The organism is Psychrobacillus sp. AK 1817 (assembly GCF_008807035.1).
Lineage (GTDB): Bacteria > Bacillota > Bacilli > Bacillales_A > Planococcaceae > Psychrobacillus > Psychrobacillus faecigallinarum.
Window position 1 is genome coordinate 3,226,390 of sequence record NZ_CP031739.1, and the last position, 22,425, is coordinate 3,248,814.

Here is a 22,425-nt window from a genome sequence, read left to right on the forward strand (position 1 = left end):
TCAACAACCTGTAAACTGAAGTCAAATTAAATTGACCAGTTGCCCTCGTATATGTCCGATAATATGGTTCGGATGTTTCTACCAAGTTACCATTAATAACTTGACTATGAAGGTGAATGCAGTCATGCCTTTTTTAGGTGGCGGCATTCACCTTTTAATGTAGTAAGCATAAACGCGTAGAAAGAGGATACTTTCGCACGCGTTTTTTTGTATACGTAGTGAATTGGCACAAATATTAGAAGAGGTGGAATGCATATGTCTTCAACTCCATTGTTGAAAGAGCAAGAAAAGATTGTTGTTCTAGATTTCGGTAGTCAATACAATCAACTAATCACACGTCGTATCCGTGAATTCGGAGTTTATAGTGAGTTACATCCTCACACAGTAACAGCAGAGGATATTAAGAAAATGAACGCTACAGGAATTATTTTCTCTGGTGGTCCAAATTCTGTTTATGACACTAACGCTTTTCACATTGACAAAGCAATCTATGACTTAAATATTCCGATTTTGGGAATTTGCTATGGAATGCAGTTGATGGCTTACCAATTTGGTGGAAAAGTAGAAAAGTCTTTTACAAGAGAATATGGTAGAGCTGAAATAGATATAAAGAATCCAACGACATTGTTTGGTGATCTTCCTTCTAACCATGTAGTGTGGATGAGTCATGGAGACCACGTGACAGCAGCTCCTGAAGGTTTTGAGGTAATCGCTACAAGTCCATCTTGTGACATTGCAGCAATGGCTAATGTTGAAAAAGGCTTATATGCAGTACAATTTCATCCAGAAGTTCGTCACTCTGTATACGGGTTAGAATTACTTCGCCAATTCGTATTTGATGTTTGTAAAGCAAAAGGTGATTGGTCAATGGAAAGCTTCATCGAGATGGAGATTGAAAAAATCCGAGAAACAGTTGGAGACAAAAAAGTTCTATGTGCACTAAGCGGCGGAGTAGATTCTTCTGTAGTTGCAGTGTTAATCCATAAAGCAATTGGTGACCAGCTGACTTGTATGTTCGTTGACCATAATCTACTTCGCAAAGACGAAGCAGAAGGTGTAATGAAAACCTTCACTGAAGGCTTCAATATGAACGTTATTAAAATTGATGCTCGTGAGCGTTTTATGAGTAAATTGGCTGGAGTATCTGATCCAGAGAAAAAACGTAAAATTATAGGTAATGAATTTATCTATGTTTTTGATGATGAGGCTTCTAAGCTAGAAGGTATGGATTTCCTAGCACAAGGAACTCTTTATACAGACATTATCGAGAGTGGTACAGCTACTGCTCAAACGATTAAATCTCACCATAATGTTGGTGGACTTCCAGAGGACATGCAATTCAAGCTAATTGAACCTCTTAAAACTTTATTTAAAGATGAGGTGCGCGAGTTAGGTTCAGAGCTTGGCTTAGCTGATGAAATCGTATGGCGTCAACCATTCCCAGGTCCTGGACTAGCTATCCGAGTATTAGGAGAAGTAACAGAAGAGAAACTAGAAATCGTGCGTGAATCAGATGCAATCCTACGCGAAGAAATCGCTAAAGCTGGTTTAGAACGTGATATCTGGCAATACTTCACTGTACTTCCTGATATCCGTAGCGTCGGTGTAATGGGAGATGCAAGAACTTATGACTACGCAATCGGTATTCGTGCAGTAACATCTATCGACGGCATGACCTCTGACTGGGCGCGTATCCCATGGGACGTTCTAGAAAAAGTATCTGTCCGTTTAGTAAACGAAGTAGCACACATCAACCGCGTACTGTATGACATTACGAGCAAGCCACCAGCAACGATTGAGTGGGAATAGTACTCTTCAGTAATATAATCTAAACAGGTTAAACGCAGTCATATCCATGTCTAGCCTAGTATGGTAAGAACTATCAGTGATTAACGTACAACTATTTATATTTCAAAAATTAAACTCTCTTTTAGTTATTTATAACAAATAACTAGAAGAGGTTTTTTTGTTTAGTTAAAATTAGGAACTTGATTGATGACTTTAAAGTCGTTTAAAAAATAATAAAATTTTTAAAAATGCGAGTCATTCTATTTAACAAATGGTCTATTATTGAAAAATTACCGATAGTAGACGACAATGGCATTCTAAAAGGTCTAATTACTATTAAAGATATTGAAAAAGTAATTGAGTTTTCAAATGCAGCAAAAGACCATCATGGTCGTTTACTAGTAGGTGCTGCGGTTGAAGTGAAGGAAACAGTTGGATTTTATACATCTCAAGCCCTAGTTTTAAATATATCTCAGGTCCATTAACAGGAATTCATTTGCACTGTAAGATAGAAATATAAAGTAGTGGAACGAATACACATAAAATAAAAAGTTTGATTTTCGATTGCTATCAGCAATTATGATGAAAGTTAAGGAGTGAGAATATGAAAAAGCTTTGGTTCTTTTGGTGGATTGCTAACACTTTTTGGGTTGTTATTTTTGCAGTAGGTACGGCTTTCGTTTGGTTAAGGGATGTTGATGGTGCAGGTGCAATTCAAACACTTGAGGCAAAATTAGCTGCATTTATAGTTTTATTAATCGCCTTTATACTTCCTTTAATAATTCAAGTTGTATGGCTAATTGTTAACTTGGTAATCAACAGTAATAAAAAAAATAAAATTCAGCAGGTTTAAAAGGGAATTATATATTTAAGAAACTAGCAAAATGAATTTACAAACGCGATTATAGAAAAAAAAACTTAGATTTTTAAACGACTTTATTGTTATATTTTTAGTGTAGCAAAGTACCTTACATCAAAAGTTAAACGATTATATTTTAACCCCGTTCTAAATTTAGAATGGGGTTATATTTATTTGTTCTTTTAAAATTAAATAACTTTATTGTCATTTTACATTAAAATGAATCAGCAAATTTTTTGTCGTAAAGATAAGTATAATGAATACCATTTGGCTAAGAATTATTTTAATAAGTTTTTACTGTTATATACAAGGTTAGGCAGTACAATAATAAAGTAAAAAGGTTTAGTTCAGTAAAGTAAGGTATATTATATTTGTTGAATAGATTCTCTTTAAAGACAAGAAAAGAAGGTGAATAAAGTGGGGAAATACCAATTGGATACCAAAGGTAAGGCAGTTGTGGCAAAGTATCATGAAAAACACAAGCCTGCCAAATTTGATAAAAAGCAGCAACTTGAAAAAATACGTGCGGAGTATTTGAAAAAGAAGCAAAAACAAACAGATAATTAATATGAATGAAAACATAGGAAGATTAAAATCTCCCTATGTTTTTCTTCCTCGAAGTCCTTTTTTAAAAATTGAAGATAGAGTCTATTATTCTCCTAAATTTCATATTCGGTGACAAAAAACTCGTCATCAGATATCCCATTCCTCACTAATTGATTTTGACATTGAAACGACATGGCCATTATTCAAACTAATAACGTTGTAAACAGGGGGTTCACCAGCTACAAATGAGGACAAGAATTACATGAGCTGAACGGGTTTTTCTGTTTTGATAAAAAGCGTTATATATAAATGGTTGGCGCGTGCTTTATGATATCGATATTACGAGCAAGCATGCTACTATGAGTGGGAATAGTATAAATAAAACCTTGGACTGCCTATTTTATAGGTTTTCCAAGGTATTTTTATTCTAAGAAATATAGGTCTATTTTACTTTGAAAATTATTTTGCCTATAAGCAGAAAACGAACTATTATTTGGTTATATTAAATAATGTTCGTATTTAGTATTGATTTCGGCATAATTCGGTGTTATATTACATATATAATTTAATTATGTCGTCGTATAACGTTGGGAATAAGGCCCAAAAGTCTCTACCGAATCACCGTAAATGATTCGACTACGATGAGTGAGCCTATTTATATTCACTTATTGGGGATAGTACATGTATACGACCGAAAATGGTTGTATACTTTTTTTCGTTATCGCGACAAAAAATGGAGGAACTTATGAAAAAGTATTTTCGTTTTGAGGAATTAGGAACTAACTATCGCCGCGAGATTATTGGTGGATTAACAACGTTCTTAGCTATGGCTTATATCTTAGTGGTAAACCCTATGACGTTATCACTAGAATCAGTGCCTGGATTACCTGAATCTATGTATATGGATAAAGGGGCAGTCTTCACTGCTACCGCAATCGCAGCAGCATTAGGTTCTATTTTAATGGGTGTCCTGGCTAAATACCCGATTGCCTTGGCACCTGGTATGGGTCTCAATGCTTTCTTCGCTTACACTGTAGTACTGAAATTCGGAATTCCATGGGAAATCGCTTTGACTGGTGTTTTTGTAGCCGGGGTAATCTTTATCTTACTTTCTTTATCAGGTATTCGTGAAACTATTATTAATGCCATCCCATCTGAGCTTAAATATGCAGTAGGAGCAGGGATAGGCTTATTCATAACCTTTGTTGGTTTACAAAATGCAAAGATTATCGTTGGTAATCCTGATGTGATTGTTGCGCTTGGTGATTTAGCTGACCCAAATGTTCTATTAACAATTTTTGGTCTTATTATAACAGTTATTATGATGGTTAAAGGCGTTAAAGGCGGAATTTTCTACGGTATGTTGATTACCGCTATCGTAGGTATGATCTTTAAGTTAGTAGAAGTCCCTCATGCGATTGTTGGAGAGGTTCCAAGTATGGAATCAACTTTCGGGGCAGCACTCAAACCTATTTTTGAAAACCCAGCATCTTTAATGACATCACAATTTTTAATTGTAGTACTTACCTTCTTATTTGTTAACTTCTTTGATACAGCTGGAACATTAATTTCCGTTGCGAACCAAGCAGGGTTGATGAAAGACAATAAATTGCCTCGTGCAGGTAAAGCTTTACTAGCAGATGCTATTGCTACAACTGCCGGAGCTGTTGCTGGTACCTCAACTACTACATCTTATGTAGAATCTACAGCCGGTGTTGCTGCAGGTGCTCGTTCAGGGTTTGCGGCAGTTGTTACTGGGGTTCTCTTGTTATTATCATTGTTCTTCTATCCTGTATTAGATGTAGTAACTTCTTATGTAACTGCACCAGCATTAATTATAGTGGGTGTACTTATGGTTTCATCTTTAGGAAGTATAGAATGGACGAAATTTGAAGTAGCAGTTCCAGCATTCTTTGTTGTAATTGCAATGCCATTAACTTATTCAATTGCAACTGGTATAGCAATTGGTTTCATATTCTATCCAATCACGATGATTGTAGCTGGAAGAATAAAAGAGATTCATCCGATAATGTATGGGCTATGGGTAATATTTGTCGCCTATTTCATATTCTTATAATTTTCAAGCTATCGAGAGGGGCCAAGTGCCTCTCTTTTTTTGTATTTCAAGAAGAGGGATATAAAGAGATAATAGAGAAATAGTTTATATAGTAGAAACTCGAAAAGATAATGGGGGAAATTGTAGTGATGCAAATAAGAAAAGCAACACCTTCAGATGCAGAGGGTATCGCAAGAGTTCACGTAGAAAGCTGGAAATCTACTTATATAAACATTGTTCCAGAGGATTTCCTAAAAAACCTTTCCTATGAAAAAAGAGTAGAGTATTGGTATTCTGCTATACCCGATGGAGAAGTATATGTAGCGGAAAATGAAGAAGGGGAAGTGATTGGTTTTGCTTCTGGTGGCAAGGAACGAAGTAGGAAGTACCCTAAGTATAATGGAGAGTTATATGCCATTTATATTTTGCAAGAGTATCAGGGGAAGGGTGTCGGAAAACTACTGATTAAACCAATAGTAAAAGAACTAAAGCGCCAGGGAATCCCATCTATGTTAGTGCTTGTGTTAGAGGATAACCCTTCGCGGAAATTTTATGAAAAGCTTGGTGCAAAGAAGATTGATAGTATAATAGTTGAAATTGGTGGAGTGCAGCTTAATGAGCTAGTATACGTGTGGGAGGATATTAATCTTCTGGCTTATGAATAAAATCAAGAATTAAAGCCATCTAAAGCGCATGGAGAGAGGGATTAGAAAGTCTAAAAGGTTTTAAAAGACTTATCAGAATAGATTGTTATTATATTTTCGCTTATTTTATTAAAAATACTGTTGACGAATAGTTAAATAGGGTGGTATAGTTATCAAGTTCTCATTTTTACTTCTGATTTCAAAAAAACAACTCAAAAAAAGTTGTTGACATTGATGATTAGATTTGATAAGATAATAAAGCTGTCGAAACAAAACGACACAATGAACATTGAAAACTGAACATGCAAAACGTTAAGACATATAGCATCAAGCAACTTCGGTTGTATTGACGCAAAACAATTTTTGACATCATTTAATGATGATGCCAGCAAAACAAAATGAGCTTTTTAAGTTCTCTATTATGGAGAGTTTGATCCTGGCTCAGGACGAACGCTGGCGGCGTGCCTAATACATGCAAGTCGAGCGAATGATGAAGAAGCTTGCTTCTTCTGATTTAGCGGCGGACGGGTGAGTAACACGTGGGCAACCTGCCCTGTAGATTGGGATAACTCCGGGAAACCGGGGCTAATACCGAATAATCCATTCCCTCACATGAGGAGATGTTAAAAGACGGCATCTCGCTGTCACTACAGGATGGGCCCGCGGCGCATTAGCTAGTTGGTGAGGTAACGGCTCACCAAGGCGACGATGCGTAGCCGACCTGAGAGGGTGATCGGCCACACTGGGACTGAGACACGGCCCAGACTCCTACGGGAGGCAGCAGTAGGGAATCTTCCACAATGGACGAAAGTCTGATGGAGCAACGCCGCGTGAGTGAAGAAGGTTTTCGGATCGTAAAACTCTGTTGTGAGGGAAGAACAAGTACGAGAGTAACTGCTCGTACCTTGACGGTACCTCATTAGAAAGCCACGGCTAACTACGTGCCAGCAGCCGCGGTAATACGTAGGTGGCAAGCGTTGTCCGGAATTATTGGGCGTAAAGCGCGCGCAGGCGGTCCTTTAAGTCTGATGTGAAAGCCCACGGCTCAACCGTGGAGGGTCATTGGAAACTGGGGGACTTGAGTGCAGAAGAGGAAAGCGGAATTCCAAGTGTAGCGGTGAAATGCGTAGAGATTTGGAGGAACACCAGTGGCGAAGGCGGCTTTCTGGTCTGTAACTGACGCTGAGGCGCGAAAGCGTGGGGAGCAAACAGGATTAGATACCCTGGTAGTCCACGCCGTAAACGATGAGTGCTAAGTGTTAGGGGGTTTCCGCCCCTTAGTGCTGCAGCTAACGCATTAAGCACTCCGCCTGGGGAGTACGGTCGCAAGACTGAAACTCAAAGGAATTGACGGGGGCCCGCACAAGCGGTGGAGCATGTGGTTTAATTCGAAGCAACGCGAAGAACCTTACCAGGTCTTGACATCCCGCTGACCGGCCTAGAGATAGACTTTTCCCTTCGGGGACAGCGGTGACAGGTGGTGCATGGTTGTCGTCAGCTCGTGTCGTGAGATGTTGGGTTAAGTCCCGCAACGAGCGCAACCCTTGATCTTAGTTGCCAGCATTCAGTTGGGCACTCTAAGGTGACTGCCGGTGATAAACCGGAGGAAGGTGGGGATGACGTCAAATCATCATGCCCCTTATGACCTGGGCTACACACGTGCTACAATGGACGGTACAGAGGGTCGCAACCCCGCGAGGGTGAGCTAATCCCATAAAACCGTTCTCAGTTCGGATTGTAGGCTGCAACTCGCCTACATGAAGCCGGAATCGCTAGTAATCGTGGATCAGCATGCCACGGTGAATACGTTCCCGGGCCTTGTACACACCGCCCGTCACACCACGAGAGTTTGTAACACCCGAAGTCGGTGGGGTAACCCTTTTGGGAGCCAGCCGCCGAAGGTGGGACAGATGATTGGGGTGAAGTCGTAACAAGGTAGCCGTATCGGAAGGTGCGGCTGGATCACCTCCTTTCTAAGGATATATTCGGAATACAGATCTTTATCTGTATCTTAACGTTTTGCAGTTCAGTTTTGAGTGTTCATTTTTATGATGAGCATTTAAATTGTTCTTTGAAAACTGGATAAAACGACATCAAAAAAAGAAACAAACGCAAGATATTCAAATTGTGATCACTTACGTGATTGCAAGTGTAGTACTTTTAACTTTTAGGTTAAGTTAATAAGGGCGCACGGTGGATGCCTTGGCACTAGGAGTCGACGAAGGACGGCACTAACACCGATATGCTTCGGGGAGCTGTAAGTGAGCTTCGATCCGGAGATTTCCGAATGGGGAAACCCACTGCCCGTAATGGGGCAGTACATTTGCGTGAATACATAGCGCATCTGAGACACACCCAGGGAACTGAAACATCTAAGTACCTGGAGGAAGAGAAAGAAAATTCGATTCCCTGAGTAGCGGCGAGCGAAACGGGAAGAGCCCAAACCAAGAGGCTTGCCTCTTGGGGTTGTAGGACACTCTATACGGAGTTACAAAAGAATGAGTTAGATGAAGCGACCTGGAAAGGTCCGCAGGATAGGGTAAAAGCCCCGTAGTCCAAAATTCATTCCCTCCAGAGTGTATCCTGAGTACGGCGGAACACGTGAAATTCCGTCGGAATCCGGGAGGACCATCTCCCAAGGCTAAATACTACCTAGTGACCGATAGTGAACCAGTACCGTGAGGGAAAGGTGAAAAGCACCCCGGAAGGGGAGTGAAATAGACCCTGAAACCGTGTGCCTACAAATAGTCAAAGCCCGTTAACGGGTGATGGCGTGCCTTTTGTAGAATGAACCGGCGAGTTACGATTACATGCGAGGTTAAGTTGAGAAGACGGAGCCGCAGCGAAAGCGAGTCTGAATAGGGCGAATGAGTATGTGGTCGTAGACCCGAAACCAGGTGATCTACCCATGTCCAGGATGAAGGTAAGGTAACACTTACTGGAGGTCCGAACCCACGCACGTTGAAAAGTGCGGGGATGAGGTGTGGGTAGCGGAGAAATTCCAATCGAACCTGGAGATAGCTGGTTCTCTCCGAAATAGCTTTAGGGCTAGCCTCAAACGTTAGAATCTTGGAGGTAGAGCACTGTTTGGACTAGGGGCCCATCCCGGGTTACCGAATTCAGACAAACTCCGAATGCCAATGATTTATGTTTGGGAGTCAGACTGCGAGTGATAAGATCCGTAGTCAAGAGGGAAACAGCCCAGACCACCAGCTAAGGTCCCAAAGTATTTGTTAAGTGGAAAAGGATGTGGCGTTGCTTAGACAACCAGGATGTTGGCTTAGAAGCAGCCATCATTTAAAGAGTGCGTAATAGCTCACTGGTCGAGTGACGCTGCGCCGAAAATGTATCGGGGCTAAACAAATCACCGAAGCTGTGGATTGATACCTTTGGTATCAGTGGTAGGAGAGCGTTCTAAGGGCGTTGAAGTCAGACCGGAAGGACTGGTGGAGCGCTTAGAAGTGAGAATGCCGGTATGAGTAGCGAAAGATGGGTGAGAATCCCATCCACCGTATGACTAAGGTTTCCTGAGGAAGGCTCGTCCGCTCAGGGTTAGTCGGGACCTAAGTCGAGGCCGATAGGCGTAGACGATGGACAACAGGTTGATATTCCTGTACCACCACCCCACCGTTTGAGTGATGGGGGGACGCAGTAGGATAGGGTAAGCGTGCTGTTGGTTATGCACGTCCAAGCAGTGAGGTGTGAGTGTAGGCAAATCCGCACTCTGTAACATTGAGCTGTGATGGCGAGGACTTAGTCCGAAGTTCCTGATTTCACACTGCCAAGAAAAGCCTCTAACGAGGTGGGAGGTGCCCGTACCGCAAACCGACACAGGTAGTCGAGGAGAGAATCCTAAGGTGAGCGAGAGAACTCTCGTTAAGGAACTCGGCAAAATGACCCCGTAACTTCGGGAGAAGGGGTGCTCTTTTGGGTGTATAGCCTAGAAGAGCCGCAGTGAATAGGCCCAGGCGACTGTTTAGCAAAAACACAGGTCTCTGCAAAACCGTAAGGTGAAGTATAGGGGCTGACGCCTGCCCGGTGCTGGAAGGTTAAGAGGAGTGCTTAGCGCAAGCGAAGGTGCGAATTGAAGCCCCAGTAAACGGCGGCCGTAACTATAACGGTCCTAAGGTAGCGAAATTCCTTGTCGGGTAAGTTCCGACCCGCACGAAAGGCGTAACGATCTGGGCACTGTCTCAACGAGAGACTCGGTGAAATTATAGTACCTGTGAAGATGCAGGTTACCCGCGACAGGACGGAAAGACCCCGTGGAGCTTTACTGTAGCTTGATATTGAATTTTGGTGCAACTTGTACAGGATAGGTAGGAGCCTTAGAGCCCGGAGCGCCAGCTTCGGAGGAGGCGTCGGTGGGATACTACCCTGGTTGTATTGAAATTCTAACCCATACCCGTAACCCGGGTAGGAGACAGTGTCAGGCGGGCAGTTTGACTGGGGCGGTCGCCTCCTAAAGTGTAACGGAGGCGCCCAAAGGTTCCCTCAGAATGGTTGGAAATCATTCGAAGAGTGTAAAGGCAGAAGGGAGCTTGACTGCGAGACCTACAAGTCGAGCAGGGTCGAAAGACGGGCTTAGTGATCCGGTGGTTCCGCATGGAAGGGCCATCGCTCAACGGATAAAAGCTACCCCGGGGATAACAGGCTTATCTCCCCCAAGAGTCCACATCGACGGGGAGGTTTGGCACCTCGATGTCGGCTCATCGCATCCTGGGGCTGTAGTCGGTCCCAAGGGTTGGGCTGTTCGCCCATTAAAGCGGTACGCGAGCTGGGTTCAGAACGTCGTGAGACAGTTCGGTCCCTATCCGTCGTGGGCGTAGGAAATTTGAGAGGAGCTGTCCTTAGTACGAGAGGACCGGGATGGACACACCGCTGGTGTACCAGTTGTTCTGCCAAGGGCATCGCTGGGTAGCTATGTGTGGACGGGATAAGTGCTGAAAGCATCTAAGCACGAAGCCCCCCTCAAGATGAGATTTCCCATTACGCAAGTAAGTAAGATCCCTCAAAGACGATGAGGTAGATAGGTTCGGGGTGGAAGCGTGGCGACACGTGCAGCTGACGAATACTAATCGATCGAGGACTTAACCAAATTGTTTGTTTCAACTGATGTCTTTTATCCAGTTTTGAGTGAACAACTCAAGAGGATTTCAAAACACAAGCAGTGCTAGGAAACGAGTGAGCGAAGGAAGGAGCGTACTTACGTACGTGACTGACTGAACGAGCGAAGTTGACAACGCAATGCGCAGTGGATTGGAGCCGACAAGTCTAGTGATGATGGCGAAGAGGTCACACCCGTTCCCATACCGAACACGGAAGTTAAGCTCTTCAGCGCCGATGGTAGTTGGGGGTCTCCCCCTGCAAGAGTAGGACGTCGCTGGGCAACTATAGGAAGTCGTCACCGAGTAATCGGTGGCGGCTTTTTTTGTTCTACAAAGAATTTTTAAGTACCGAAGGCACTAACCACTCCATTAACATAGCAGTTCTTTTTACTGTTGAACATAATTAATAAGGAATGTCCTTTTATAATGTCGAAAAAATTAAAGGTCTTTTCCTCGAAATGACATTTCCCGGGAAATAGAAACTAGATATGACAGGAAAGATTAAAAATAAAATAATTAAAAGGAAATATAGTATATTTTAGAATAATGAAGTTATATATTCATTCAAAGTGAAATTGTTGTTGAAAAAGAGAAATTTACAATATCTCTATTTATGCTATTATGCAGAAAAGGAGGGGAGTTTTGATTAATAAAAGTGGCTCTATAAATTATAATTACATTGGTTTACAGGCTCTATATGAGCGATTAGGGAATGATCATCCTATGAAAGCATTAATACATTCCAAAGTAATGTCTGTAAAAGCAGGTATTAATGGAGAGGCAATTATAGAAGGTATATTTAATAAATATACTTTTCCCTTCGAATATAATGTCTTGTTTGATTTGAACCTTAGTGCGGATGGTAAGTTTCAAATAGATGCCTTATTCATTTCTCGACATTATATATTAATGCTTGAGTCGAAAAACATTATTGGTGAACTAAGCTTTGAAAGAGAGCCATTTTGTTTAAGAAGAAAACTGGAGAGCGGTCATGTTGATATTTTTGAGAGTCCAGAGGTTCAATTGGAAAGAAATTTGAACATGCTACATAGATGGCTAGAGAATCGGGGTATACAAATACCTCTAGTTGGGGCCATCGTGTTAAGCTCTACAAAGTCTGAAATTATAAAGCCTCCAGAGAATGCATGCATTATGTATCCAAGTAGTATTCCGAATTTTATATGGAAACAATCTAGAAAGGCTGCTTTTCTATCAACCAATCAATTGGAAGAGTTAAGTAAGAGTATTCTTAAGGCTCATAAAGATTATTATCCTTATCCTATGTGTAAAGCATGGGGGATAGATTCTAATGACTTGATCAAAGGTGTGAGATGTGAGGTATGTAACAGGATAGGCATGCGGCGTGTTATACGAACGTGGAAATGTCCACATTGTCTTAATCAGCACAAGGATGCTCATATTTTAGCTATTAAAGAATGGTTTATGTTAGTTGGTGAAGAAATGACAAACAGTGTTTGTCGAAGTTTCTTAAAGATAGAAAAGAGTCAGACAGCGACCAGGTTATTGCAGAGCATGAAGTTGAAAACTATTGGTGAAGGAAAAGGTGCAAAATATAAAATGAGTAGAAAAATGCTGAACGGTCATAAAATAATTTATCCGGTCATAAAAAATTCTATGCGGTCATAAAATCAAGCTATCCGGTCATAAATCTCCACGAACAGTCATAAATTCAAAATCCATCCAAAAAAAGTTCCTAAATAAACCTATGATTGGTTAAACTGGCACCTACTTTTCTTAAGAATGAGTAGAAAAATGCTGAACGGTCATAAAATAATTTATCCGGTCATAAAAAATTCTATGCGGTCATAAAGTCAGCCTATCCGGTCATAAAACCAAGCTATCCGGTCATAAATCCCCACGAACGGTCATAAATCCAAAATCAAACCCAATTCAAGCTTCATTTCAGTCACAACACTCAAAATTTCCATCAAACATTCCAAAAACATATACTTTCCCTCATACTTCATTCATCCCTCTGTAACACACATTCTTAAGAACAACTACAATTCTTCAATTTTCCGATTAGGTCTAACCATAAAGGGTATATATTAATACATCTTCAACCAATGGGGAAGTATTATATAAGAGGAGTTGAAAGAATGTTAGAAAATGCATTTACTATGGTTTTGATTATCTTTGCGATTAACATTGTTTATGTTACCTTATCAACAACAAGAATGATTCTAACACTGAAAGGCTATCGTTATGTTGCAGCGTTTATGAGTATAATAGAAGTAACCGTTTATATAGTAGGTTTAGGACTGGTGTTAGATAACTTGGATGCAATCCAGAATTTAATTGCTTATGCGCTTGGTTTTGGTACAGGGATTATCGTTGGTTCTAAACTTGAGGAAAAAATGTCTTTAGGATATATTATGGTCAATGCTATTTCTACTGAAAGTGACGTTAACCACTTATCCTCTATTTTGAGGGAAGAGGGGTATGGTGTTACAGATTGGACTGCAAATGGTCTGGAAGGTCACAGACAAGCATTGCAAATATTAACTCCGAGAAAATACGAAGTTAAGCTGTATAATCGGTTAAAGGAAATCGACCCGAAAATATTTATCATTGCTTATGAGCCCAAAACTATTCATGGGGGCTTCTGGGTCAAAACGGTTCGGAAAGGGAAGTTATTTAGATGAAGCAAGAAACCAAATGGTTTGAAGTGGAGGAAAACGAAAGCATCTCTGCTTGTATGGAAAAGATGGCAAAGCAAGGCTTTCAGGTGGTCGGTAGGAGAGAAGAGCCTTTATTTGCAGAGATAGACGGAGTTCCTACCCCTATAAGACAAATGATTCAATTAAAAGGAATAAAAGATAAAGAATCTTGAAATAAGCACTAAAAACCGAACATTATAGTTTTCTGAAAATTAATTGTTCGCTTTTAACCGTTGACGTTACTATCTAGACTTGTTAGAATATTAATAGTAATAGAACGATTTTATCCCCATATATGCTAAAGAATTGGCTTTAGCGTCTCTACCAAGTCACCGTAAATGACAGGACTATGAGGGAAAGCGACTTTTGGAAACTACTAAAAGGGTGAGTTCTTATATGCATATGCAAATAACAAACCCATTTTCTATGTTCCTCAAGTAAACTGCTTTTCTTCTAAAAGAAGACAGTTTATTTGAGGAATTTTTTGTTTAAAAAGGAAGGGACGAAAATAATGGACGCAAAAATTGGTGTAATTATGGGTAGTTCTAGTGATTGGGAAACAATGAAGCATTGCTGTGAAATCTTAGATGAGTTACACATTCCATATGAAAAACAAGTAGTTTCTGCACATCGTACCCCTGATCTTATGTTTGAATATGCGGAGCAGGCAAGAGATCGAGGTATACAAGTTATTATTGCTGGAGCTGGCGGAGCAGCACATTTACCTGGAATGGTAGCTGCAAAAACAACTCTTCCGGTCATCGGGGTGCCAGTCCAATCTAAGGCATTGAATGGATTAGATTCCTTGTTATCAATTGTTCAAATGCCTGGAGGAGTTCCAGTAGCAACGGTAGCTATAGGAAAGGCAGGAGCTACAAATGCAGGGCTACTAGCGGCACAAATTCTTTCCATTCAAGATGCAGAAATTACTAGTAGATTAGAGAATCGAAGAAAAGCAACGAAAAATAGCGTCTTAGAAAGTAATGGTGAGCTACGATGACGAAGACAATCTATCCAGGACAAACAATAGGAATTATTGGTGGGGGACAGCTTGGTAGAATGATGGCCCTTGCAGCCAAAGAGGCAGGGTTTAAAGTAGCGGTACTCGAGCCAACGATGGACTCTCCTTGTGGTCAGATTGCAGATATTCGAATTGTGGCGCCATATAATGATGAGGCTGCATTAGAAGAATTAGCCGATGTAAGTGAAGTTATAACATATGAGTTTGAAAATATAGATTATGAAGGTCTAAAACGTCTTGCAGAAATTGCCTATGTTCCTCAGGGGGCAGATTTGGTAAGAATTACGCAGGACCGTATTTTAGAAAAGAAATCTATAAGAGCAGCTGGAGTTCCGGTGGCAAAATTTATAGAGGTACAAAACTATGATGAGCTAGTGTCCAACATTGACAACATTGGTTACCCTTGCGTGGTGAAAACTACGCGAGGAGGGTATGATGGTAAGGGTCAGCAAATTGTCAAAAGTAAGGATGCTTTAAAACTAGCTAAGCCTCTTTTTGAACACTCGGCGTGCATTGCAGAGGCGTTTGTACCATTCGATAAAGAAATCTCTGTAATCGTTCAAAGAAATGGAAATGGTGAAACCTATTGCTTGCCAATCGGGGAAAATATTCATGTGAACCATATTCTACATGAAACCATCGTTCCAGCAAGAATTAGTACATCTCTATCGGAGAAAGCGGTGGAAGCTGCTGAAACAATTGCGAACCATTTGAATTTAATAGGGACGCTTGCTGTTGAAATGTTTGTGCTAGAGGACGATAAATTACTGATTAACGAGTTAGCACCTAGACCCCATAATTCCGGTCACTATTCTATAGAAGCTTGTAATGTCTCTCAATTTCATCAGCATGTAAGAGCTGTTTGTGGTTGGCCATTACGACAACCAAAGCTATGGACGAACGCAATTATGGTTAATGTACTAGGACAGCATGTTATCCCTGTAACAAACTCGCTAAGCAAGTATCCAAACTGGTCGCTGCACTTGTATGGTAAAAGTGAGGCAAAGGAAAATAGGAAGATGGGACATGTTACTATTCTTTCGGACAATATCGAGGAAACACTGACAGAAATTGAACAATCAAAAATTTGGTCTTAATTTGGAGGAAAAGAAATGATAGAACGCTACACACGCCCTGAAATGGGAGCGATTTGGACAGAAGAAAATAAATACAATGCGTGGTTAGAGGTAGAAATACTAGCTTGTGAGGCATGGGCAGAGATTGGTGATATACCAAAGGAGGATGTCGCACTTCTTCGTAAAAATGCATCCTTTTCTGTAGATCGTATTTTAGAGATTGAGCAAGAAACAAGACATGACGTAGTAGCATTTACTCGTGCAGTATCCGAAACTTTGGGGGAAGAGCGTAAATGGGTGCATTACGGACTGACATCTACGGATGTAGTAGACACAGCTCTTTCTTATGTGATCAAACAAGCTAACGGCATTTTACGTAAAGACATTCAAAATTTTATCGAGATATTAGAAAACAAGGCTAAAGAGCATAAATATACGGTAATGATGGGTCGCACACATGGTGTTCATGCAGAGCCGACTACCTTCGGTTTAAAACTAGCTCTATGGACAGAAGAAATGAAGCGTAATCTTGAGCGCTTTGAGGCTGCGGCTACTGTAATTGAAACAGGAAAGATGTCAGGAGCAGTTGGTACTTATGCAAACATCGATCCATTTGTTGAGCAATATGTATGTGAAAAGCTAGGATTAGCAGCATCACCAATTTCAACTCAAACATTACAACGTGATCGTCATGCTCAATACTTAAGCGTAATTGCATTAGTAGCAACTTCAATCGAGAAATTTGCAACAGAGATTCGTGGTCTTCAAAAGTCAGAAACTCGTGAAGTCGAAGAGTTTTTCTCAAAAGGGCAAAAAGGTTCATCGGCAATGCCTCATAAACGTAACCCGATAGGATCAGAAAATATGGTTGGGATGGCACGTCTCATTCGTGGATATATGATGACTGCCTATGAAAATGTAGCCTTATGGCATGAAAGAGACATCTCTCACTCTTCTGCTGAGCGTGTAATTTTACCGGATGCAACAATTGCACTGAACTATATGTTAAATCGTTTTAGTAACATCGTGAAAAATCTTACTGTGTTCCCTGAAAATATGAAACGAAATATGGATTCTACTTTAGGGCTGATTTACTCGCAACGTGTTTTACTTGCGCTTATTGACAAAGGGCTCGCTCGCGAAATTGCTTATGATACAGTACAGCCACTAGCAATGAAGGCTTGGGAATCTCAAACAGCTTTCCGTAACTTTGTGGATGCAGATGAAAAGATTACTTCATTATTAACAAAAGAAGAGTTGGATGATTGTTTTGACTACAATTACCACATTCAGCACGTCGATATGATTTTTGACCGCTTAGGCTTAAACGAATAGAGTTAACGAAAACATTAAGGCATATCTGAATAATGGAGGAAATTACCGTGATAAAAGGCGATCTATTATACGAAGGTAAAGCAAAAAGATTATATGCAACAGAGAACGAAGACGTTCTCTATGTTGCATATAAGGATAGTGCCACTGCATTTAATGGAGAAAAGAAAGCAGAAATTGGTGGTAAGGGAATATTAAATAACAAAATTACTACCATACTTTTCGAACAGCTAAAAAAATATGGTATTGAATCTCACTTTATCGAGCAAATCTCTGAAAATGAGCAGCTTGTAAAGAAGGTGGAAATTATTCCACTTGAGGTTGTCGTTAGAAATATCGCCGCTGGTAGTCTTTCAAAAAGACTCGGGATGGCGGAGGGCACTCCTTTAAAAAAACCAATCGTTGAGTTTTATTTCAAGGATGATGACCTTGGGGATCCACTCTTAACGAATGCACATTTGGAATTATTAGAAATTGCTTCACCAGTAGAAATAGATACGCTTCAAACAATGGCGCTCGAAGTTAACCAGGTGCTTCGCCCAATATTCTCTGATATTGGTGTTACTTTAGTAGATTTCAAATTAGAGTTTGGTAAAACAGCTGACGGCGCTATTTTGCTGGCTGATGAAATCTCTCCTGATACTTGTAGACTATGGGACAAAGATACAAACAAAAAATTAGATAAAGACGTGTTCAGACGCAATTTAGGAAGCTTAACAGAGGTTTATGAAATTATACTTTCCCGTCTAGGAGGACTATCAAAATGAAAAAAGTTAAAGTATATGTGACACTTCGTGAAAGTGTTTTAGATCCACAGGGGAGTGCAGTAATGGGTGCTCTACACTCTATGGACTATAACGAAGTAACTGACGTTCGAATCGGTAAATATCTGGAGCTACAAATTGAAGAAGGAACACGTGATGTAGATACAGTTGTAAGAGAGATGTGTCAAAAGCTACTAACAAATACAGTAATCGAAGACTATCGTTATGAGGTTGAGGAGGCTGTAAGCAAATGAAGTTCGCGGTAATCGTATTTCCAGGATCGAACTGTGATTTAGATATGTACCATGCGATTAAAGACGAGCTTGGAGAAGAAGTAGAATATGTTTGGCATGATGAGAAGGATTTAAGCGGATTTGACGCTATTTTATTGCCAGGCGGATTCTCTTATGGTGACTACTTACGTTGTGGTGCTATTTCTCGCTTCTCGAATATTATGTCAGAAGTAGTGAAGGCTGCTGAAGCTGGTAAGCCTGTACTAGGCGTATGTAATGGTTTCCAAGTACTGACAGAGGCTGGCCTTTTGCCTGGTGCACTATTGCGCAATAAAGACTTGAAATTTATGTGCCGAACAGTTGACTTAAAGGTAGTGAACAATGAAACTCAATTTACCTCTTCATATGAGAAGAATGAAGTTATTCAAATCCCTATTGCCCATGGGGAAGGAAATTATTATTGTGATGAGCTAACACTAACGTCTTTAAAGGAAAACAACCAAATTGTTTTCACCTATGCTTCAGAAAATCCGAACGGAAGTATTGAAGATATCGCAGGTATTGTAAATGAAAGAGGAAATGTTCTTGGGATGATGCCACACCCAGAGCGTGCTGTAAACGAAATTATGGGTGGAAATGATGGATTAGCGTTATTCAAATCTATTTTGAAACAGTGGAGGGAATCTCATGTCAGTCATGCTTGAACCAAATCCGGAGCAAATTAAAGAACAGAAGCTATATGCTCAAATGGGAATGTCCGATGAAGAATTTGCTATGGTAGAAAACATTCTAGGTAGACTACCAAACTATACAGAGACTGGTTTGTTCTCGGTTATGTGGTCAGAGCATTGCTCTTATAAAAATTCTAAGCCAGTTTTACGCAAATTCCCTACTAAGGGACCACAAGTTTTGCAAGGTCCTGGTGAAGGCGCAGGGATAGTCGATATTGGTGATGGTCAGGCAGTAGTATTTAAAATGGAATCTCATAACCATCCCTCTGCAATCGAACCTTATCAAGGAGCTGCAACTGGGGTAGGAGGAATTATCCGAGATGTATTCTCTATGGGCGCTCGTCCAATTGCAATGTTAAATTCATTGCGCTTTGGAGAACTAAAAACACCACGCGTAAAGTATTTGTTTGAAGAAGTAGTGGCAGGTATTGCTGGTTATGGTAACTGTATAGGTATCCCAACTGTTGGAGGAGAAATTCAGTTTGATGACTGCTATGAGGGTAACCCATTAGTAAATGCTATGTGTGTAGGCTTAATCAATCATGAGGATATTCAAAAAGGTATTGCGGCTGGTGAAGGTAACACGGTGATGTACGCAGGAGCAAAAACAGGACGTGACGGAATTCACGGAGCAACATTCGCTTCCGAGGAATTGACGGAAACTTCTGAAGAAAAACGCCCTGCAGTTCAAGTAGGAGACCCATTTATGGAGAAACTTTTGCTTGAAGCTTGCTTAGAGGTTATTAAATCTGACGCTATTATCGGAATTCAAGATATGGGAGCAGCAGGATTAACTTCTTCTTCAGCAGAAATGGCTTCCAAAGCTGGTTACGGAGTAGAGATGAATTTAGACTTTGTTCCACAACGTGAGACAGGTATGACTGCCTATGAAATGATGCTATCTGAATCACAGGAACGAATGCTGATTGTTGTAAAAAAAGGCCGTGAAGAGGAAATTGTAGAGATTTTTGAAAAATACGGTCTAGACTGTGTAGCAGTTGGTAAGGTGACGAACGATAAAATGCTTCGTCTATTGCATAAAGGGGAAGTAGTGGCAGAGGTTCCTGCAGATGCATTAGCGGAGGAAGCACCTGTTTATTATAAGACATCAGCTGTTCCTGCTTATTTCACAGATTTTCAAGCAATGGAAAACAAAGAACCACTAGTAACAGACTATAAAGAAACTCTTTTAAATCTTCTCCAACAGCCAACGATTGCTTCAAAGGAATGGGTATACGATCAATACGATTACCAGGTCCGTACTAGCACAGTAGTAACACCTGGTTCTGATGCAGCAGTTGTACGCGTTCGAGGAACAAATAAAGGTCTTGCTATGACGACAGATTGCAACTCCCGCTATATTTACTTAGATCCAGTTGCTGGAGGTAAGATCGCTGTGGCAGAGGCAGCACGTAATGTAGTGTGTTCTGGTGCTAAGCCGCTTGCAATTACAGATTGCTTGAATTTTGGTAACCCGGAAAATCCAGAAATATTCTGGCAGCTAGATCAGTCTGCTGAAGGAATTTCAGCCGCATGTATCGCATTAGAATCACCGGTAATTGGAGGAAACGTGTCCCTTTATAATGAAAGAAGTGGAACAGCAGTTTATCCGACACCTACGATTGGTCTTGTAGGATTAGTGGAGGATTTGGCTCATGTAACGACTCAATCCGTTAAACAAGCGGGGGATCTAGTTTATTTGATTGGTGACACTAAAACTGAATTTGGTGGATCTGAGCTACAAAAATTAGTAGAAGGACGTATTTTTGGTCAAGCACCTTCTATCGATTTAGATGTAGAGGCAGCTCGTCAAACGGCTTTACTATCAGCGATTAAAGCTGGCTTAGTACAGTCTGCACACGATATTGCAGAAGGTGGATTTGCAGTAGCCCTAGCTGAAAAAACGTTCGATGCTAAAGGGCTTGGAATTGAAGTGACGGTTCAAGGTTCGGCAATAACAACCCTATTCAGTGAAACACAGTCTCGTTTCATTGTGACTGTTAAATCTGAAAATGCTAGTCAGTTTGAAGCACTAGTACAAGATGCGGTGAAAATTGGACAGGTAACTGATACAAACAATCTAGTAATCTCTCAAGAAAACGGAACTACTTGGATAAACGGTTCTGTTGAGGAATTCCGTTCCGCTTGGAAAGGAGCAATACCATGCTTACTGAACTCAGAGGCTTAAATGAAGAATGCGGAGTGTTTGGAATTTGGGGACACTCAAACCCAGCAGCTATGAGCTATTACGGTTTACATGCATTGCAGCACCGGGGACAGGAGGGTGCTGGAATCGTAGTAACAGATGGTAAGTCATTGCGAGCTGTTAAAGGTGAAGGTCTTGTAAACGATGTGTTTAACAATGGGAAGTTGGAGCAGCTTGAAGGTCATTCAGCAATTGCCCATGTCCGCTACGCAACTGCAGGGGGATCAGGTATAGAGAACGTACAACCGTTACTATTTAATTCTACTACTGGCAGCCTGGCAATTGCTCACAATGGTAACATCGTAAATGCCACTCGTTTAAAGCGTAATTTAGAGCAGCAAGGGAGCATCTTCCAAACAACTTCGGATACAGAGGTGCTAGCACATTTACTTAAAAAAAGTAGACTTCCTTCATTTGAAGAACGTGCAAAGCAATCTCTTCGACTATTAGAAGGAGCATTTGCTTTCATCATTTTAACTGAGGATGGAATGCTAGTCGCACAGGACCCACAAGGTATGCGTCCTCTTTCTTTAGGGATGCTAGATAATGCTTGGGTGGTTGCTTCTGAGACGAGTGCCTTTGATTTAATAGGTGCAGAATTAGTTCGCTCGATTGAACCAGGAGAGCTATTAATCATTAATGATAATGGCTGCCGTTCTGAACGATATATGGAGAAGAGAGATCGTGCTATTTGTACAATGGAATATGTATATTTTTCTCGTCCAGATTCAGATATAGATGGTATTAACATTCACTCAGCAAGAAAACGATTAGGAAAACAGCTTGCAAAAGAGATCTTCATCGATGCTGACGTAGTAACAGGCGTTCCGGATTCAAGTATCTCTGCTGCAATTGGATTTTCAGAGGCTACAGGAATTCCTTATGAATTAGGACTTATAAAAAACCGATATGTAGGCAGAACATTTATACAGCCTTCGCAGGATTTGCGTGAGCGTGGAGTGAAGATGAAGCTATCACCAGTGCGTCAAGTAGTTAAAGGTAAGCGAGTGGTAATGGTAGATGATTCAATCGTTCGGGGAACAACGTCTAAAAGAATTGTGAATATGTTAAAAGAAGCCGGAGCAACAGAGGTTCATGTAGTAATTAGCTCTCCTCCTTTAAAAAATCCATGCTTTTATGGAATAGATATTAGTTCCGACTCGGAGCTGATTGCAGCAAATAATACTATCGAAGAAATGAGAGTCCTAATTGGTGCGGATTCCCTTTCCTTCTTATCGGTTGAGGGAATGGTAAAAGCTATTGGGAGACCCGAGGGAGAAAAGAATTGTGGTCATTGCTTAGCCTGTTTCACAGGAGAATACCCAACGGATATATTCCCAGACACGAAATTACCACATGAAAAAGAGCTTGTTCGATAGG

Annotated in this window: 17 protein-coding genes, 3 rRNA genes and 3 riboswitches; all 20 genes read left to right on the forward strand. The window is 40.8% G+C overall.

All coding sequences use genetic code 11. From position 1 onward, the window contains the following. The first annotated feature begins 25 nt into the window (after positions 1–25). Positions 26–127, forward strand: a riboswitch (purine riboswitch). 128 nt (positions 128–255) lie between these two features. The 20 genes from guaA to purF all read left to right on the forward strand — a co-directional run bounded on the left by guaA (position 256) and on the right by purF (position 22,424). Beyond that, entirely contained in the window at positions 256–1,809 is a 1,554-nt protein-coding gene (guaA, locus tag D0S48_RS16130) for a glutamine-hydrolyzing GMP synthase (RefSeq protein WP_151112693.1), read from the forward strand. Between the two features lie 227 nt (positions 1,810–2,036). Next, positions 2,037–2,273, forward strand: a complete 237-nt coding sequence (locus D0S48_RS21200) for a hypothetical protein (protein WP_151112695.1) — start codon at positions 2,037–2,039, stop codon at positions 2,271–2,273. A 119-nt stretch (positions 2,274–2,392) separates the two neighbouring features. Then, positions 2,393–2,641, forward strand: a complete 249-nt coding sequence (locus D0S48_RS16140) for a DUF3923 family protein (protein ID WP_151112697.1) — start codon at positions 2,393–2,395, stop codon at positions 2,639–2,641. A gap of 423 nt (positions 2,642–3,064) precedes the next feature. Next, positions 3,065–3,214: a hypothetical protein gene (locus D0S48_RS20710; protein WP_186318291.1), complete on the forward strand. Its 150-nt coding sequence runs from the start codon at positions 3,065–3,067 to the stop codon at positions 3,212–3,214. Between the two features lie 536 nt (positions 3,215–3,750). After that, positions 3,751–3,852: riboswitch (purine riboswitch) on the forward strand. An 86-nt stretch (positions 3,853–3,938) separates the two neighbouring features. Then, entirely contained in the window at positions 3,939–5,270 is a 1,332-nt protein-coding gene (locus D0S48_RS16145) for an NCS2 family permease (RefSeq protein ID WP_151112699.1), read from the forward strand. A 128-nt stretch (positions 5,271–5,398) separates the two neighbouring features. Next, entirely contained in the window at positions 5,399–5,914 is a 516-nt protein-coding gene (locus D0S48_RS16150; protein ID WP_151113851.1) for a GNAT family N-acetyltransferase, read from the forward strand. A 397-nt stretch (positions 5,915–6,311) separates the two neighbouring features. Continuing rightward, positions 6,312–7,866, forward strand: a 16S ribosomal RNA gene (locus D0S48_RS16155). 197 nt (positions 7,867–8,063) lie between these two features. Further along, positions 8,064–10,991 (forward strand): 23S ribosomal RNA (locus tag D0S48_RS16160). Between the two features lie 175 nt (positions 10,992–11,166). Further along, positions 11,167–11,282: ribosomal RNA gene (gene rrf, locus D0S48_RS16165) — 5S ribosomal RNA — on the forward strand. The 16S, 23S and 5S rRNA genes sit together here, the layout of an rRNA operon. Before the next feature lie 361 nt (positions 11,283–11,643). Further along, the gene (locus D0S48_RS16170; protein WP_191963820.1) at positions 11,644–12,648 is read left to right on the forward strand and encodes a nuclease-related domain-containing protein; all 1,005 of its coding nucleotides are present in this window, start codon (positions 11,644–11,646) and stop codon (positions 12,646–12,648) included. A 473-nt stretch (positions 12,649–13,121) separates the two neighbouring features. Further along, positions 13,122–13,667: a DUF2179 domain-containing protein gene (locus D0S48_RS16175; protein ID WP_144541586.1), complete on the forward strand. Its 546-nt coding sequence runs from the start codon at positions 13,122–13,124 to the stop codon at positions 13,665–13,667. Beyond that, positions 13,664–13,855, forward strand: coding sequence for an NETI motif-containing protein (locus D0S48_RS16180; protein ID WP_151112703.1), 192 nt, complete (start codon positions 13,664–13,666; stop codon positions 13,853–13,855). The genes D0S48_RS16175 and D0S48_RS16180 overlap by 4 nt, the downstream gene beginning before the upstream one ends. 96 nt (positions 13,856–13,951) lie before the next feature. After that, positions 13,952–14,052: riboswitch (purine riboswitch) on the forward strand. Between the two features lie 141 nt (positions 14,053–14,193). Then, positions 14,194–14,682 (forward strand): 5-(carboxyamino)imidazole ribonucleotide mutase, encoded by a 489-nt coding sequence (gene purE, locus D0S48_RS16185; protein WP_151112705.1) that lies wholly within the window; start codon positions 14,194–14,196, stop codon positions 14,680–14,682. Beyond that, positions 14,679–15,800, forward strand: coding sequence for a 5-(carboxyamino)imidazole ribonucleotide synthase (purK, locus tag D0S48_RS16190; RefSeq protein ID WP_151112707.1), 1,122 nt, complete (start codon positions 14,679–14,681; stop codon positions 15,798–15,800). Before purE ends, purK begins: the two co-directional genes overlap by 4 nt. 15 nt (positions 15,801–15,815) lie before the next feature. Next, positions 15,816–17,114: an adenylosuccinate lyase gene (gene purB / locus D0S48_RS16195; protein WP_151112708.1), complete on the forward strand. Its 1,299-nt coding sequence runs from the start codon at positions 15,816–15,818 to the stop codon at positions 17,112–17,114. A 47-nt stretch (positions 17,115–17,161) separates the two neighbouring features. After that, positions 17,162–17,878 (forward strand): phosphoribosylaminoimidazolesuccinocarboxamide synthase, encoded by a 717-nt coding sequence (gene purC, locus D0S48_RS16200; protein ID WP_144541596.1) that lies wholly within the window; start codon positions 17,162–17,164, stop codon positions 17,876–17,878. Continuing rightward, the gene (gene purS, locus D0S48_RS16205) at positions 17,875–18,129 is read left to right on the forward strand and encodes a phosphoribosylformylglycinamidine synthase subunit PurS (RefSeq protein ID WP_144541598.1); all 255 of its coding nucleotides are present in this window, start codon (positions 17,875–17,877) and stop codon (positions 18,127–18,129) included. Before purC ends, purS begins: the two co-directional genes overlap by 4 nt. Then, entirely contained in the window at positions 18,126–18,812 is a 687-nt protein-coding gene (purQ, locus tag D0S48_RS16210; protein WP_151112710.1) for a phosphoribosylformylglycinamidine synthase subunit PurQ, read from the forward strand. Before purS ends, purQ begins: the two co-directional genes overlap by 4 nt. Beyond that, the gene (gene purL / locus D0S48_RS16215) at positions 18,796–21,027 is read left to right on the forward strand and encodes a phosphoribosylformylglycinamidine synthase subunit PurL (RefSeq protein ID WP_151112712.1); all 2,232 of its coding nucleotides are present in this window, start codon (positions 18,796–18,798) and stop codon (positions 21,025–21,027) included. Before purQ ends, purL begins: the two co-directional genes overlap by 17 nt. Further along, positions 21,003–22,424, forward strand: coding sequence for an amidophosphoribosyltransferase (purF, locus tag D0S48_RS16220; protein WP_144541604.1), 1,422 nt, complete (start codon positions 21,003–21,005; stop codon positions 22,422–22,424). The genes purL and purF overlap by 25 nt, the downstream gene beginning before the upstream one ends. Position 22,425: the final 1 nt, after the last annotated feature.